Below are 16,960 nucleotides of genomic sequence, written 5' to 3' on the forward strand. Positions count from 1 at the left end.
CCTCCCGGTCGCGTCACCGGTCCCGCTCTTCCACATGGGTGCGGGCGAAATGAAGCCGCTCCATGATCGGCGCGTCCGAAAAACGGAAAAGATCGAACTGGCTTTCCGCCCGCAGTGACCATTGCACCCAGGACGGCACGACGAACATATCGCCCTTTTCGAGCCTGTGTTCCTTGCCGTTGAGCACGACGGAGCCCCTGCCATCGAATACCTGAAAAACCGATGAGCCCACCTCGCGCCGGCCGGGCGTGACGGCACCTTCCCGCAGGCGATGAAATTCCGCCCGGATGGTTGGCATGACGTCACCGCCGGTGGTGGGGTTGATGTAGCGCACCGCCGCGTGCCCCGGCCCCATGGTGGCCGGCTGCCCCTCCTCCTCCAGCAGAAGCTGCTCTGTCAGGGCGCGGTCGGTATGTTCCCAGCGATAGGCGCCGATCGGCGAGGATACGGTTGCCGCAAGGCCGGAAAGCGGCCGCAGGCCCGGGTGACACCAGAGCCTTTCGCCGCGCGAAAATTTCGGCGTCGCATAGTCGGTGACGCGGTCCGACCCGAATTCGAAAAAGCCGACATCGTTCTGGTAGGAAAAGGGGATGTCGAGCCCGTCGATCCAGGCCATGGGGTGGTCGGTATCGTTGTGATGGCCATGAAAATGCCAGCCCGGCGTCAGCAGAAAATCACCCCGGCTCATCCGCACCGGGTCGCCATTCACCACGGTCCAGACCCCTTCGCCTTCGACGACGAAGCGGAAGGCATTCTGTGCGTGGCGATGTTCGGGCGCCGTCTCACGCGGGCCGAGATACTGGATCGCGGCCCAGAGCGTGGGACTGATATAGGCCCTGCCGCCAAGACCCGGATTGGCAAGCCCGATCGCCCGCCGCTCCCCGCCACGCCCGACCGGAACGAGATCGCCCGACCGTTTCGCAAGCGGATAGAGCCTGGACCACTTCCAGACATGCGCCACGGCCTTGGGATTGGGCACCACCGGCATCAGGTCGTCTATCTGAGTCCAGAGCGGTTTTAGATGTTCCGCTTCGAAATCCGCATAAAGCTGGCGAAGTTCCGGCGTGTCGTCCGGCACCATCATGTTGCTTTTCGTCTCGCTCTGCACGGTTTCGTTCCTCCCTGTCGTCTTCTGCGGCGGCGCTTCAGGTCGGGAGCATCGCCTCATCCCAGTATAGCCATCGCCCTATCCACTTCTTATTACGTACAGTAAAATATATTGCACTGAATGCAACATCAAAAAGCATTGCACGAAAACCTCCATGGCCAGAACCATGGAGGACCGCGATATCGATCTGTGATTTGGATGGCTTTGCCCGGACCGCGCGAAGAGGCGGACGAGCTTTTACGGCATCGTGCCACGATGCCCGTAGGCTAGAACGGGGTTTTGCGCCCTGCCTGTCTTAGATTGCGGTTCGTGCAGGCTGCCATTCAAGAGCTTTCGAGGATGCGGCGCTGAACACATCGCCGATACCGATCAGCACAGGTTCGTTCACGCCCAGTCTCTCAACGGCGGCACCGAGTTCCATCAGGGGGCCGCACCAACGCTGCTCATTCGCACGGCTGACGGAAATCATGACCGCAACGGGCGTTGAAGCGGGCATGCCGTGAGCGAGCAGGCAAGCCTCTATGCTGGCTGCGGTTCGCCCGCCCATATAAAAAACGGTGGTCACGGAGGGGTTCGACAGGGATTGCCAGTCGATATTCTCCGGCAGCTTTCCCTGCCTGGAATGGCCGGTGATGAAGCGTACCGACTGGGCATGGTCGCGATGGGTCAGGGAAACACCCAGGCGCGAGGCCATGGCGCTTGCGGCGGTAATGCCGGGCACGATCTCGACCGGGATATTTTCAGCCTCCAGCGCGGCGATCTCCTCGCCGGCGCGCCCGAAAATCATCGGATCGCCGGATTTCAACCGCACCACCCGTTTGCCGGCCTTGGCGAGACGGATCATCATGTCATTGATGTCTTCCTGCCTGCAGCTTTCCCGGCCGCCGCGCTTGCCGACCAGCATGCGCTTCGCCTCCCGCCGCGCCAGTTCCAGCACCTCGGCTGAAACGAGATCATCGAACAGGATGACATCGGCCGCCTGCAAAGCGCGCACCGCTTTCAGCGTCAGCAGTTCGGCATCGCCCGGTCCGGCACCCACAAGCGTTACAAGGCCGCGCCCCGATCCTGCCCGCGCAGCCTGCATTCCGATATCCGCAAGCAGCCGTTCCTCGCTGCCCTCACCCAGCCTTTCGGTAAAAGCCCGATCGACGAATTTTTCCCAGAAAGAACGCCGCGACGCACCGGGAGCGAGCCGCAAATTGACGCGCTCTCGGATTGTCTGGGCAAGCGCGCCCCAGTCCTTCAGCGAAAGCGGCAACAAGGTTTCGATGCGCCGGCGGATGGCCTGCGCCAGAATGGGTGCTGCGCCATCGGTGGAGATCGACACCACCACCGGCGAGCGATTGACGATGGAGCCGAACTGGAACTGGCAGAATTCCGGCTTGTCGATGACATTGACGGGAACGCCGGCCGCCCTTGCGGCATCGTAGAAGCTCTCGGCTTCCGCATCGCTCTCGCAATCCGCCAGCGCCAGTTCCGCGCCCTCGAAGATATCCGGACCCCACGGACGGTCATGCCATCTCAGCATCGGGCTTTTTGCGACAAGCGCTGCAAAGCTTTCCGAAAGCTCGCTTGCCTCGCAATAAAGATGCAATTCCGCCCCGCAGGCGAGCAGCAGTTCCGCTTTCCAGGCGGCTCCATCCGATCCGCCCGCCAGCACCACGCGCTTGCCCTCAAGCCCCCAGAAGACCGGCAACTTGGCTAATCTTTCCATGCGGGCCGGTTCATTCCGCTGCGGTTTTAAGGCATCCATCGATGATCCCCCTGATTTCAGCGCGGCAGGAGCCGCAATTGGTTCCGGCATTCAACGCCTTGCCGATGGCTTCGACGCTGTGGCAGCCTTCGCGGATGGCGGCTGTGATCTGGTTCACCCCGACGTTAAAGCAGGAGCAGACGGTGGCGCCCGGATCGGCGCGGCCGGCGCCGGGGCGACCGGCAACCAGCGCAAAACGCATGCGCAGATCCTCATGACGTTCGGTCAATTGCGAGATCGCCCAGTTGCGGGCAACGGCAACCGGCTGCCTGGCGATGAACAGCGCCGCCAGCAGGATATCGCCGTCGAAGAAGGCGAGGCGCAGGTCACCCGTCTGCCGGTCGCTGTAACCCAGCGGCTCAACCCTGGCCTCGATGCCGAAGACCTGCCGCGCCCAGAGTGTCCAGTCCTGCGGCTCCTCGGCAAAGGCAAGCTCCATACGATAGCCGCCATCCGCTTTGGCCGTGGCCCAGTAAGCACAGTCCGGCGCATCCGGCCGGATGCGGGAGATGGCGAAACCATAGGCCTTCGCTTCGAACCGCCTTGCCCTTACCGCCACATTTTTCGAAGCGGGCTGACCGGAATGCGGGTCCGTCACCGGGGCAACCACGACATCGATGCGCGCCTGCGAGGCGAACTGGTCGTTCCAGTGCATCGGCGCAAACACCGAGCCGCGCGCCTGCCTTTCGCTCACCAGCGCCCGCAGCAGAACCTTGCCATGGGGACTTTCCAGCTCCACCAGATCGGCGCTTTCTATTCCCAGCGCCTGCGCATCGCGCGGGTGAAGCTCGGCGAAGGGTTCGGCGATATGGGCAGTAAGGCGCGCACTTTTGCCGGTGCGGGTCATGGTGTGCCATTGATCGCGGATACGGCCGGTATTCAGTGTCAGCGGATAATCCGCCGATGTCCTGCCGGTCTCCGGCAGGGCGGTGGCGATGAACCGCGCCTTGCCATCGGCATGGTAAAACCGGCCATCCGCGAAAAAGCGGGTAACGACAGCATCGCCCGACCCAGCCTTCGGCCATTGAAAGGGCGTCATCGCATCATAGGAATTCCGTTCGACACCGCTGATATCGAAATCGCGACTGCCCACATTCTCGAAACCGGAAAGAGCGGCATGTTCGGCAAAAATCTCCGATGGCTGGCCATAGGCGAAGGCCGTGCCGAAACCCATGCGCCGGCCCACTTCCGCCATTTGCCACCAGTCCGCTTTCGCTTCGCCGGGCGCATCGAGAAAACCGCGCTGACGGGAAATGCGCCGCTCGGAATTGGTGACGGTGCCGTCCTTTTCACCCCAGCCAAGCGATGGCAGAAGCACATGGGCATGGCGGGCCGTATCGGTACTCGCCATGACATCGGACACCACGACGAAAGGACAGGCCTTGATGGCCGCCTCGACGGCGCCGGCATCCGGCATGGAAACCACCGGATTGGTCGCCATGATCCACAGCGCCTTGATGCGGCCGTCAGCCACCGCCCTGAACATGTCCACCGCCTTCAGGCCGGGTTTTTCCGCAATGGCGGGCGCGGCCCAGAAACGCCGCACGCGGTCGCGATCCTCGGCATTTTCGATAGCCATATGGGCGGCCAGCATATTGGCCAGCCCGCCGACCTCGCGCCCGCCCATGGCGTTCGGCTGGCCAGTTAGCGAAAACGGCCCCATGCCCGGTCTGCCGATGCGACCCGTGGCGAGGTGGCAGTTGATGATCGCGTTGACCTTGTCCGTGCCGCTTTGCGACTGGTTGACGCCCTGACTGTAACAGGTGACGGTTTTTTCGGTGCGTTCGAACAATTCGTAAAAGGAAATCAGTTCGGCGACTGTCAGGCCGGTGGCCTCGGTGATCTCCGGCAGGCTATGCGCGCTTGCTGCCTGCATCGCAGCATCAAAACCAACCGTGTGACTTTCCACATAACTGCGATCGATTGCAGGACTATCGGAAAGATGCGCCAGCAGACCGGTAAACAGCGCCACATCTCCATCCGGGCGGATGGCGAGGTGCATATCGGCAATATCGGCGCTCATCGTCCGGCGCGGATCGATGACAACAACTTTCATAGCCGGCCGCGCCGCCTTTGCGGCGGCAAGGCGCTGATAAAGTACCGGATGGCACCAGGCGAGATTGGAACCCGTGAGGATCACCAGATCGGCAAGCTCCATATCCTCATAGGTGCCCGGCACCGTATCGGCCCCGAAGGCGCGGCGATGGCCGGCGACGGAAGACGACATGCAGAGCCTTGAATTGGTATCGATATTGGCCGAGCCGATGAAACCCTTCATCAGCTTGTTGGCGAGGTAATAATCCTCGGTCAGCAATTGGCCGGAGACGTAAAAGGCGACCGAATCCGGGCCGTGTTCGGCGATGGCTTGAGAGAACCGGGAAGCGACGAGATCGAGTGCTTCGTCCCATGCCGCCCGCCTGCCGGCGATTTCGGGGTGGAGCAGGCGACCGTCGAGATCGATGGTTTCGGCCAGAGCCGAACCTTTGGAACACAGCCGGCCAAAATTGGCGGGGTGATCTTGATCACCCCTGACGGACACCGCGCCATCGTCGTTGACGGTGGCGATGACGCCGCAGCCGACGCCGCAATAGGGACAGGTGGTTTTTGTTTCAGTGGGCATGGGTTTGCCCTCTCGGTGCGTGGCGTTTACCCCCCTCTGTCCTGCCGGACATCTCCCCCTCAAGGAGGGAGATCGACAAGCGGAAGGCTTGCCGCTTCATCTCTGCGACCGGCGACGCAAGCCGTGAATAGAAATTCGCGCCGCGAGTGATCTCCCCCCTTGAGGGGGAGATGTCCGGCAGGACAGAGGGGGGTAACGCCACCGCCATCGCAATTCACTCCGCCGCAATCATCAAGGTTTTGAGCGCTATCGAAAGCCTCCCATCCAGATTGCGCACCGGAATAGTCCGCACCTCGCCCTCATCCGCCCCCAGCGCCTTGCCGGTTTCCAGCGAAATGACCCAATTATGCAGCGGACACGTCACCGAAGCCCCATGCACGATGCCCTGGCTCAGCGGTCCGCCCTTGTGCGGGCAATGGTCCTCAATCGCGAAGACCTGATTTTCCGCCGTGCGGAACACGGCGATCTTGCCCATCGGCGTTTTTACGCAACGCGCGCCGCGCAGGGGAATGTCGGAGATATCGCCAATATCGATCCAGTTGCTGTCCATCGTTCTCACTCCGCCGCCTCACTGAAACCGATTGCCGCCATGGGCCTGAATTCGTGCTTGTCGTGGCCGGATACGCGTTCCGACCAGGGATCGACCTGCGCGAATTTCTGGCTGAAGACGAAGCGGTCGAAATAGGCCTTGCGCTTTTCCGCATCGTCCATGATCTGGCGGCGGATTTCGTCGTAACCGATGCGCTTTGCCCATTTGTAGATACGCTCGAGATAGCGCGCCTGTTCGCGATACATCTGCGTCAGCGCCACGATATGTTCCAGCGCCTCATCCTCGGCTTTGACGAGACCCAGAACTTCCGTGCCCTTGATATCGAGACCGGCGGCACCGGCAAAATGGATCTCGAAACCGGAATCGACGCAGATGACGCCGATATCCTTGCAGGTGGCCTCCGCGCAGTTGCGCGGACAGCCCGAGACGGCGAGCTTGAGCTTGGCCGGTGTCCATGAGCCCCACATGAATTTTTCGATGCGGATGCCAAGTCCGGTGGAATCCTGCGTGCCGAAGCGGCACCATTGCTGGCCGACGCAGGTTTTGACCGTGCGCAAACCTTTGGCGTAGGCCTGGCCGGAAATGAAACCGGCCTTGCCCAGATCGGCCCAGACCGCCGGCAGATCCTCCTTCTCGATGCCGAGAAGGTCGATGCGCTGGCCGCCTGTCACCTTCACCATCGGGATTTCGAATTTGTCGACCACATCCGCAATAGCCCTCAGTTCGGAGGAAGAGGTAACGCCGCCCCACATGCGCGGCACGACGGAATAGGTGCCGTCCTTCTGGATATTGGCGTGGACGCGCTCATTGATGAAACGCGACTGGTAATCGTCGGCATATTCATCCGGCCAGTCGCAGACGAGGTAATAATTGAGGGCCGGCCGGCACTTGGCGCAGCCGCAGGAGGTCTTCCATTCCAGTTCCTGCATCACGGCGGGAATGGTCTTCAGCCCCTTCGCCTTGATGAGACGGCGCACATCGTCGTGGCCGAGATCGGTGCATTTGCACATGGGCTGCACGGCAGCGGGGTTATAGCTGTCGCCGAGCGTTATCGTCATCAGCTGCTCGACAAGGCCGGTGCAATTGCCGCAGGAGGCCGACGCCTTCGTGTGGGCGCGCACATCGTCCAGCGATGTCAGCCCCTTGGAGGTGATTGCCGAGGTGATCTTGCCCTTGCAGACGCCGTTGCAGCCGCAGATTTCCGCATCATCCGGCAAGGCTGCAACGGCCGCCATAGGGTCCAGCGGCGACCCTCCCTGATAGGCCTGGCCGAAGATCAGGGTTTCGCGCATGGCGGAAATATCGGTCGATTTCTTCATCAGATCGAAGAACCACGAGCCGTCCGCCGTCTCGCCGTAAAGCACCGCGCCGATGATGCGGTTTTCCTTGAGGATCAGGCGCTTGTAGACGCCGGCGGTGGCATCGCGCAGCACGATTTCCTCGCGGTCGTCGCCTTCGGCGAAATCGCCGGCGGAAAACAGGTTGATGCCGGTGACCTTCAGCTTGGTATTGGTGACGGAGCCGTGATATTCGGCCGAACCGCCGCACAGCCGGTCCGCCAGCACCCGCGCCGATTCATAAAGCGGCGCGACCAGTCCGTAGCACATGCCGCGATGTTCGGCGCATTCGCCAAGCGCGTAGATCGAGGCGTCCGACGTCATCATGCCGTCATCCACCACGATGCCACGATTGACAGCGATGCCGGCCTCCTTGGCAAGACCCGAGGCAGGACGGATGCCGACCGCCATCACCACCATGTCGCCCGTGATGACCCGACCATCTTCCAGCTCGATGCCCTCGACCTTCTCCTCACCCAGAATGCATTTGGTATTGGCCTTGGTGATGATGTCGATGCCGCGCTCATTGAGCGCTTTTTCCAGAAGATAGGCCGCTGCCGGATCGAGCTGACGCTCCATGATCGTCGGCATCAGGTGGATGACGGTGACATCCATGCCCTGGCGCTTGAGGCCATAAGCGGCTTCCAGCCCGAGAAGACCGGCGCCGATGACGATGGCGCGGCCCTTGCCCTCGGCGATCGCCAGCATCTTCGTCACATCGTCGAGATCGCGGTAGGCGAGCACGCCTGGCAATTGATGGCCGGGGACGGGAATGATAAAGGGCAACGAACCGGTGGCGATCACCAGCTTGTCGTAGGAAACCGTGATGCCGTTTTCGCTGGTCACGGTCTTTCTGTCGCGGTCGATGCCGGTGACCTTCGCGCCCTTGTGCAGCGTGACATTGTTAGCCGCATACCATTCGTCATTGTGGATGACGATGTCTTCATAGCTCTTTTCGCCAGAAAGCACCGGCGAGAGCATGATGCGGTCGTAATTGACGCGCGGCTCGGCGTTGAAAATGGTGACGTCGTAAAGGCCGGGAGCGGTTTCGAACAGGTTTTCCAGCATGCGCCCCGGCGCCATGCCATTGCCGATGATGACGAGTTTTTGCGTCATGGGCGTTACTCCGCAGCTTCGACGAAGCGGTGACGTTCGTAGAGGAACTTCAGCACGGCCTCGCGGCATTTGAGGTAGGTCTTATCGGATGCGAGCTCGATGCGGTTGCGCGGGCGTGCCAGCGGCACCTCCAGCACTTCGCCGATATGGGCGGCGGGACCGTTGGTCATCATCACGATACGGTCGGAGAGCAGCACCGCCTCGTCGACATCATGGGTGATCATGACCATGGTGTTGCCGAGCCGGGCGTGGATTTCCATCACCGCATCCTGGAGATGGGCGCGGGTCAGCGCGTCCAGCGCACCGAAGGGCTCGTCCAGCAGCAGGATCTTCGGCTCCATGGCAAGTGCGCGGGCAATGCCGACACGCTGCTTCATGCCGCCGGAAATTTCGGAAGGCTTCTTGTCCTTGGCATGGGCCATCTGCACGAGATCGAGATTGCGCATGACCCAGTCATGCCGCTCGGCCCGCGTCTTGCTATTGCGGAAGACCTTCTCGACGGCGAGGTTGACGTTTTCATAAACCGAAAGCCAGGGCAGCAGGCTGTGGTTCTGGAAAACGACGGCACGCTCCGGACCCGGCTCGTTGACCTCGCGGTTTTCGAGCAGAACGGCGCCGGCAGACACTTTCGTCAATCCGGCGATGAGATTGAGCATGGTGGATTTGCCGCAACCGGAATGGCCGATGACGGAGACGAATTCGCCTTTTTCGATGGTGAGGTTGATGCCTTTCAGCACCTCGGCGCGCGAACCGCCCTTGTCGAAATATTTGTCGATGTGATCGAGCTTCAGATAAGCGTTCATAATGGTTCGCCCTTTCAGTTCGCCGCAGCGCCGCGGGTGATGACCTTGCCGAGCGCCGCCACCAGCTTGTCGAGCACGAAGCCGACGACGCCGATGTAGACGAGCGCCACGATGATGTCGGGCAGGCGCGAAGAGTTCCACGCATCCCAGATGAAGAAACCGATACCGACGCCGCCGGTCAGCATTTCCGCCGCGACGATTGCGAGCCAAGAAAGGCCGACACCGATACGCAGGCCGGTGAAGATGTAGGGTGCCGCCGAAGGCAGCATGATCTTGAAGAAGAATTCCAGCTGGTTGAGCCGCAGCACCTGCGCCACGTTGCGGTAATCCTGCGGAATATTGCGCACGCCGACTGCGGTATTGATGATGACCGGCCAAATGGAGGTGATGAAGATCACGAAAATGGCCGAAGGATTGCTGTCCTGAAAGGCGGCCAGCGAAAGCGGCAGCCAGGCAAGCGGCGGTACGGTGCGCAGCACCTGGAAGATCGGATCGAGACCGCGCATGGCCCAGACCGACTGACCGATGACAGCGCCGAGAATGATGCCGGCAATGGCGGCGAGGCCGAAACCGTAAGCCACACGCTCCAGCGAGACCAGAACGCGCCAGCCAAGGCCGATATCCTGCGAACCGTTATGGAAGAACGGCGATACGATGAGATCGTAGCTCTCCTCGAAAACCTGGCTCGGGGGCGGCAGCGATGAGCCGGGGGCGGAACAGAGCAATTGCCAGACGCCCAGCAGAATGGCGAGAACGATGAACGGCGGTACGATGTTGCGGGCCGCCGCCGCACCCCATTTGCGCAGATCGATCCGCGGCGACTGTTTCGGCGCAAGCGACACGACGTTTGCCTTCTGCGCTACCGGCTGCTGCGGCTCTTCGTTGAATTTTCGGGCCAATGCGGACATGGGCGTTTCCTCTTGATTTCGGTTGCGGTCTGGGGTTCGCCCCTCATCCGGTCTTCAGTCGCGCCGGTTGGGCAGCGCATCTGGCAGATGAGGGGCGACACCCCGGGTCTCCTCCTCAGGAGGCCGCCTTGATGGACAGGCTTTCGAGATAGGCCGACGGATTTTCCGGGTCGAAGACCTTGCCGTCGAAGAAGGTTTCCTTGCCACGCGAGGTGGAGGCGGGAAGATCGGCGACGCCGAGATCCTTGGCCGCCGCGCGCCAGATATCCTCGCGGTTCACCTTCTCCACCAGCGCCTTCACATCCGTATCGGGCGCGAATTTGCCCCAGCGGATATTTTCCGCGATGAACCAGCTGTCGTGGCTGCGGAAGGGATAGGAGGCATGGTCCTGCCAGAACTTCATCTGCAGGCCGGTATTTTCGAGCACACGCCCGTTGCCGTAATTGATATTGCCCTTCAGGCGACCAAGCACGTCCTTCGGCGGCACGTTGAACCATTGGCGTTTGCCGAGGATGGTGGACATTTCTTCCTTGTTCGCCATTTCATCGCACCATTGCTGCGCCTCCATCACGGCCATCAGCAGCGCCTTGGTGGCGTTGGGGTTCTTCTCCACCCAGTCCGCACGCATGCCGAGCGCCTTTTCCGGATGGCCCTTCCAGAGTTCGCCAGTGGTACAGGCGGTGAAACCGATGCCCTGATTGACGAGCTGCTCGTTCCAGGGTTCGCCCACACAGAAGACGTCCATATTGCCGACCTTCATATTGGCGACCATCTGCGGCGGCGGAACGACGATGGTGGAGACGTCCTTGTCCGGATCGATGCCGCCGGCGGCAAGCCAGTAGCGAATCCAGAGATCATGCGTGCCGCCGGGGAAGGTCATGGCGGCCTTGATTTCCTTGCCTTCGGCCTTCTTTTTCTCGAAAGCCGCCTTCAGCTTGGAGGCATCCAGCTGAACGCCGGTTTCGGCATATTCCTTGGCGACGGAAATGCCCTGACTGTCGAGGTTGAGGCGGGCGAGGATGGTCATCGGCACCGGCACATTGTTCTGGGTCACCTTGCCGGTATGCATGAGATAGGGCATCGGCGTCAGGATGTGTGCGCCATCGATGCCGTTCGATGCGCCGCCAAGCACGAGATTGTCGCGCGTCGCACCCCAGGAGGCCTGTTTCAGAACCTCGACATCCGGCATGCCGTGTTTGGCGAACAGGCCCTTTTCCGCCGCAATGATGAGCGGGGCGGCATCGGTGAGCGCGATAAAACCGATTTTCGCGCCTTTCACTTCTGGCTCAGCGGTGGCTGCGAAAGCACCGGACGGAAAGGCCACGCGCACGGCGCTGACAAGGGCGGCGGTGGCTGTCGTCTTCAGTATCGTGCGGCGGCTGACATCGCCGGAGAATATCTTTTTCATTCGCATGTTCCCCTTATTGGGCCACCTCGGCGGGTGACGTTTTCGCTTGCGAAAAAACCTGAAAATAAAAAAACGCCGCTCGGTGCTTGCGCCTGCGGAACGGGAGGTGTTCCGGGCAGCAAAACCTTGCGACGTCTGTGTCTTGTGAAAGCGCCTATGCCGCGCCTTGCTTGCCCCGATCGCCGTTGACCGGTGCAAAAAACAAGAAGCAAGAGGCGTGCCAGTTTATAAAAGAAAGATTATATTATTGAAAATAAAAGAGTATTTTTGAAAATCGATCTACTGATTAAATTTTAACCAGCGCGTTTTCTGTCTTCCATTTGTGCAAAGAGAAGAATCCTGCGCTTGAAATTTGCGCAGCCTGTAAAGCATGACGCCGCTTACGTCTCGCCTGAAGTCGGAGAAAACGGTGCGGCGGTGCGCACGGAAAAGGCGTTTACGTAGCCTGTAATGTCGGCGGGATCGAATACGAGGCCATCCACGAAACGGTCCTGCTCTTCCTGCCCTTCGATGCGGATATCGGCATCATCAGGTGCATTGGCGTCGCCCAGCGCCGCCCGATAAATATCCGGCCGGTAGGCAGACAGGGCGGCCTCCACACCGGCCTGTGAAAACTCGGCCTGCCCCCAGCGGATCATCTGGCTGTAAATCCACAATGCCTGGCTCTGGCGCGGATAATTGGCGTGACCGCCGTGGAAGATGAAATAATTGTCGATCACCCGGCGGTTGCCCTGGCTGTCGATACTGAATTCACCAGCAAGCACACGGCGGATGATGCCTTCCGGTGCGCCGATATAGCGGGGATCGGCAAGGGCTGCGCTGAGATCATCGTGATTTTCGGCAAGGTCGCACCAGCGCGCGGCGGCATCGAGCGCCGTCAGCAGCCGTCCGACCGTTTCCTGCTGGTTTTCCGCCCAGTCGGGTCGCATGCCGATGACCTTTTCCGGTGCGGAAGGCCACAAATCCTGCTTGGCCGCAACGATGCGACCGACACCGCGCTCGGCGGCGACGATGTTCCACGGCGCTCCGACGCAGAAACCGTCAATGGCCCCTGCGGCAAGCGCATCCGAGGTCAATGGCGGCGGCACCACCACAAGCTTGACATCGTGATCGGGGTGAATGCCGCCGGCGGCAAGCCAGTAGCGAAACTCGTAATTATGCGATGAAAACGGATAGGTCATGCCAAGCGTCGGCGGCGGTTCGCCGCGGGCGCGCATATCATCGAGCACCCGCTTCAACGCCTCGGCATTTTCGAGCGCTCCCGCCGTTTCGGAAAGCCCGGTCAAAGCCTTCATCCGTGCAAACAGCCGGGTCGAAAGCGTGATCGCATTGCCGCCGCGTCCGAGTGAAAAAGGCGTGATGGTCGGCGACGGATTTGAGCCAAGCCCGAGCATGGAGGCGACGGGCATTGGCGACAGCATGTGGGCGATATCGAATTGCCGAAACGCCAGGCGGTCGCGCACATTCGCCCAGGAAACATCCTTGACGAGATCGAGCGAAAGGCCTTCGCGTTCTGCGAAACCGAATTCGGCCGCAGCAATCAGGACGGATGCGTCGACAAGGGGAATAAAGCCAGCGCGCAGGATTTTCTGCCGGTCGCTGCCGACGATTGCCGGTGCTTGCGTTACTCCGCTGTCTGATCCGGCCGTTTTTTCCGGTGCCGCCATATCATTCACTCCACACTGTCCGACCGGCGGTTCGTCACATCAACAAACCGGCCGCGGTGACCACGCTTTGCGCGATCTCGGAAATCTTCTTCTTCTCGTTCATCGCCGTTTGCCGCAAAAGCGCAAAGGCCTCCTCTTCGGAAAGGCCGCGCATCTTCATCAGAATGCCCTTGGCACGCTCGATGACCTTGCGTTCCTCAAGCGCCGATTTCGCTTCGGCAAGTTCCTGCTGCAGACGGCTGAAGGCATTGAAGCGGCTGACCGCCATATCGAGAATGGGCTTGACCCGCTCCTTCTTCAGCCCGTCCACCACATAGGCGGAAACGCCCGCCTCGACGGCCGCCTCAATGGACGCGGTATCGGAACGATCGACAAACATGGCGATCGGCCGCCCGACCGTGCGGGTAAGCTGGAACAGATGCTCCATCATGTCACGGTTGGGGTTTTCGAGATCGATGAAGATGACATCGGGCTGCAGCGTCTCGATGGTGCGCGCCACCCCGTTCACCTCATGGATGACGGTGACACGATGATAGCCGGCCTCGCGCAGCCCCTCCTCGATGATGGAGGCGCGGATCGCGTTTTCGTCGATAACGAGAATGGTCAGGTCGCGAAGCGTCATGTCAGCATTGATGACGCAGCGCAGCAAACTTGGCAATCGGCTGCGGCTGCAAAAAATGGCGGGAGCGGCAAGGGTCGTTTCCTGCCCTGCCGCCCGTCATGTCAGGAAGCGTGCTCGACAGCGCGTTCAAGCGCCTTCAGAACCGTCCGCTCGGACAGATTGAGATAAATTTCCATCTCGTCGCCGGCCTCTTGCGCCTTACCTTCTTCCATCAGCGACAGGATCTTGCTGTTCATGTCCACGAAGGGGGAATGAAGCTGTTCGGGATCTTTCAGCAAGCCGAAACAAAGCCTGAGTTCAGCGGCGATACGCTCGTAAAAATCGCTGAGGCGGGCGCTGTCGAGAAGATCGACGACGGCGGCGTGAAATTTCATGTTGGCGCTGCCCACACCCAGCCAGTCGGCATCTTCACGCTTGACCTTGGCATCCTCGACCGCTGCCCGCATCGTCTTGATTGCGGGATGCTTGTGCCAGGCCTGGCGAAGTGCGCCGCATTCCACCATGCGTCGCACGCGATAGATGTCGATCACGGATGCCATCGTGGGAACAGCAACGAAAACCCCGCGATTGGCCTCGTGGCGCAAGAGTCCATCCTTTGTCAGCAGACGGAAGGCTTCGCGCAGGGAATTGCGAGAGACATCAAAGCGCTCGCTGAAGGCTGCCTCCGATAAACGCTGTCCCGGCATCAACTCGCCGGAGATCAGCAGGGTGCGAATACCCTTGGCCAATCGATCCGCAAGCGGCAGACCCTCTATCGTTTCGGTCATGGCGCTCCTTTCCTTAAGAGCAATGCAGCATCGGGAATTCCGTGACAGGCATGTTCGGACACGGCATGATTGCCCATAGCACAAAGCATTAGCAAAGCACGAAAAAAACGTGATTAAATCCTGCTCATTACGTCCAACAAATGGACAAAATGAAAGAACGATAACTTTATATTGTTGAACAAAGTTGACAATTTCGCAGAACACGACAAGATCGGCGGCATAAAGCATCCGCGAGGGGCGGATTGCGACAGGAGCGGAGAAAATCCATGGAGCAGAAAAAGCTCACCCCGACTGCCGATATGAAAATGTCAAAACGCGCATCCCTGATGGGTGCGATCTTCCTGATGGCGACATCCGCCATCGGTCCCGGCTTCATCACGCAGACGGCGACATTCACCACCCAGCTCGGTGCCGCCTTTGCCTTCGGCATCCTCGCCTCCATCCTCATCGACTTCGTCGTCCAGCTCAACATCTGGCGTATCGTGACACTGACGCGCATGCGCGCATCCGATATTGCCAATGCCGCCATTCCCGGCTCCGGTTATCTTCTGGCCATTCTCGTCATCATCGGCGGCCTGTTCTTCAACATCGGCAATATTGGCGGCACCGGCCTTGGCCTGAACGCCATTTTCGGGCTGGACCCGAAAATCGGCGGCGCCATCAGCGCGATCTTTTCCATCGCCATCTTCGTTTCCAAACGCGCAGGCCTTGCCGTCGACCGGTTCATCATCTTCGCCGGTATCCTGATGATCGTGCTGACGCTTTATGTGGCCTTCGTTTCCGCACCGCCGGTGGGTGACGCCTTCCGCCAGACCTTCCTGCCGGACACGATCAATTTCGCAACCATCACCACCATCGTCGGCGGCACGGTCGGCGGCTACATCACCTATTCCGGCGCTCATCGGCTGCTGGACCGGGGCATGGTCGGCATCGAAAACCTGCCTGCCGTCAACCGCGCGGCGCTAACCGGCATCGCTGTCACCGGCGTCATGCGCTACGTGCTGTTCCTCGCCATTCTCGGCGTCGTCGCCAGCGGCGTCATCATCGATACGTCGGGCCAGGCCGCCAACCCTGCCGCACAGGCCTTCCGTTCGGCTGCAGGCGATCTCGGCTTCCGGCTCTTCGGCATCATCTTCTGGGCCGCGGCTATCACCAGCGTCATCGGCGCGGCCTATACTTCCGTTTCATTCCTGCCCGTCTTCAAGCAGGACATGACCGAACGCGCCCGCAACATGGCGACGATCGTTTTCATCGCCGTCTCGCTCGTCTGCTACCTGCTGATCACCACACCGCCCGCCGCCATGCTGGTCTTCGTCGGCGGCCTGAACGGCCTCATCCTGCCCATCGGCCTCAGCATCTTCCTGTTCGCCGCATGGAAACGCGAAGATCTGATGGGCGGCTATCGTTACCCGCGCATCCTGCTTGTGCTTGGCGTTCTGACCTGCGCATTGACATGGTACATGGGCTACAAGTCCGCCGGCACCATCTTCGGCCTGCTCGGCCTGTAATAAACTAGTGTTTTTACGCATTTTCCGGACGCAAAACCGCTACGCACTTTTGCTGGAAATGCTCTAAAGGGAGGCAAACATGGCCGCTATCGATCTCAACAGCGATCTTGGCGAAAGTTACGGCGCATGGCGCATGGGAGACGACGAGGCGATGCTCGCCATCGTTTCCAGCGCAAACATCGCCTGCGGATTTCATGCCGGCGATCCGGCCGGTATCTACCGCACCGTCAAGGCCGCCGCCGAGAAGGGCGTGATCGTCGGCGCCCATGTCTCCTATCCGGACCGCGTCGGCTTCGGCCGCCGCGATCTGGACACGACCTCGGAAGAACTGATCGCCGATGTCATCTACCAGATCGGCGCACTGAAAGGCGTCGCCGCCTCTGCCGGCACAACGGTGCGTTACGTCAAGCCGCATGGCGCGCTTTACAACCGCATCGCCAATGACGCGAAACAGGGGCAGGCGGTCATTGACGGCATCAAGGCCATCGATCCTTCGCTGGTGCTGATGGGTCTTGCGAACGCGCCTATCCTCGATCTTGCTCGTAAAGCAGGCCTTGCCGTTGTCGCAGAAGCTTTCGCGGATCGCGCCTATACGCCTCAGGGCCAGCTCGTCTCCCGCCGCGAAGCCGGTGCCGTGCTGCACGACGCGGCCAAAATCGCCGACCGTATGGTGCAGCTTGCCCGCGAAGGCACGCTGAGGCCATCGATGGCAGCATCATAAAGATCGAAGCGCAATCCATCTGCGTGCACGGCGACAGCCCCGGTGCCGTCGCCATTGCCCAGGAAATCCGCC

12 protein-coding genes and 1 pseudogene are annotated in these 16,960 nt (G+C 60.7%); 2 read left to right on the forward strand and 11 right to left on the reverse strand.

Annotated features, from left to right (window positions below):
* Nucleotides 1-13: 13 nt before the first annotated feature.
* From L904_RS17000 to L904_RS17055, 11 genes are all read right to left on the reverse strand, one after another.
* Entirely contained in the window at nt 14-1,081 is a 1,068-nt protein-coding gene (locus tag L904_RS17000; RefSeq protein ID WP_051671900.1) for a cupin domain-containing protein, read from the reverse strand.
* A 322-nt stretch (nt 1,082-1,403) separates the two neighbouring features.
* Nucleotides 1,404-2,861: a siroheme synthase CysG gene (cysG, locus tag L904_RS17005; protein WP_035263469.1), complete on the reverse strand. Its 1,458-nt coding sequence runs from the start codon at nt 2,859-2,861 to the stop codon at nt 1,404-1,406.
* Nucleotides 2,833-5,481 carry a nitrate reductase gene (locus L904_RS17010; protein WP_035263471.1) on the reverse strand — a complete coding sequence of 883 codons (2,649 nt, stop codon included), beginning with the start codon at nt 5,479-5,481 and terminating at the stop codon, nt 2,833-2,835. Before L904_RS17010 ends, cysG begins: the two co-directional genes overlap by 29 nt.
* A gap of 214 nt (nt 5,482-5,695) precedes the next feature.
* Nucleotides 5,696-6,031, reverse strand: a complete 336-nt coding sequence (gene nirD / locus L904_RS17020) for a nitrite reductase small subunit NirD (protein WP_035263475.1) — start codon at nt 6,029-6,031, stop codon at nt 5,696-5,698.
* Nucleotides 6,032-6,036: 5 nt separating this feature from the next.
* Entirely contained in the window at nt 6,037-8,484 is a 2,448-nt protein-coding gene (gene nirB / locus L904_RS17025; protein ID WP_035263477.1) for a nitrite reductase large subunit NirB, read from the reverse strand.
* Between the two features lie 5 nt (nt 8,485-8,489).
* Nucleotides 8,490-9,287, reverse strand: a complete 798-nt coding sequence (locus tag L904_RS17030; RefSeq protein ID WP_035263479.1) for an ABC transporter ATP-binding protein — start codon at nt 9,285-9,287, stop codon at nt 8,490-8,492.
* A gap of 14 nt (nt 9,288-9,301) precedes the next feature.
* A complete protein-coding gene (gene ntrB, locus L904_RS17035) occupies nt 9,302-10,195 on the reverse strand; it encodes a nitrate ABC transporter permease (protein ID WP_035263481.1) in 894 nt (297 codons plus the stop codon).
* 115 nt (nt 10,196-10,310) lie between these two features.
* The gene (locus tag L904_RS17040; protein WP_035263483.1) at nt 10,311-11,603 is read right to left on the reverse strand and encodes a CmpA/NrtA family ABC transporter substrate-binding protein; all 1,293 of its coding nucleotides are present in this window, start codon (nt 11,601-11,603) and stop codon (nt 10,311-10,313) included.
* A gap of 380 nt (nt 11,604-11,983) precedes the next feature.
* A complete protein-coding gene (locus tag L904_RS17045) occupies nt 11,984-13,270 on the reverse strand; it encodes a CmpA/NrtA family ABC transporter substrate-binding protein (protein WP_059758325.1) in 1,287 nt (428 codons plus the stop codon).
* Between the two features lie 34 nt (nt 13,271-13,304).
* Entirely contained in the window at nt 13,305-13,892 is a 588-nt protein-coding gene (locus tag L904_RS17050) for an ANTAR domain-containing response regulator (RefSeq protein WP_035260459.1), read from the reverse strand.
* Nucleotides 13,893-13,993: 101 nt separating this feature from the next.
* Entirely contained in the window at nt 13,994-14,659 is a 666-nt protein-coding gene (locus L904_RS17055) for a GntR family transcriptional regulator (RefSeq protein WP_035260455.1), read from the reverse strand.
* Between the two features lie 266 nt (nt 14,660-14,925).
* Here L904_RS17055 and L904_RS17060 point away from each other — a divergent pair, with 266 nt between their 5' ends.
* Both L904_RS17060 and L904_RS17065 read left to right on the forward strand, forming a co-directional pair.
* Nucleotides 14,926-16,167, forward strand: coding sequence for an NRAMP family divalent metal transporter (locus L904_RS17060; protein ID WP_035260452.1), 1,242 nt, complete (start codon nt 14,926-14,928; stop codon nt 16,165-16,167).
* Nucleotides 16,168-16,300: 133 nt separating this feature from the next.
* Nucleotides 16,301-16,908 (forward strand): annotated as a pseudogene (locus L904_RS17065) (LamB/YcsF family protein); the annotation flags it as partial.
* Nucleotides 16,909-16,960: the final 52 nt, after the last annotated feature.

The organism is Agrobacterium sp. LY4 (genome assembly GCF_001526585.1).
GTDB classification, from domain to species: domain Bacteria; phylum Pseudomonadota; class Alphaproteobacteria; order Rhizobiales; family Rhizobiaceae; genus Agrobacterium; species Agrobacterium leguminum.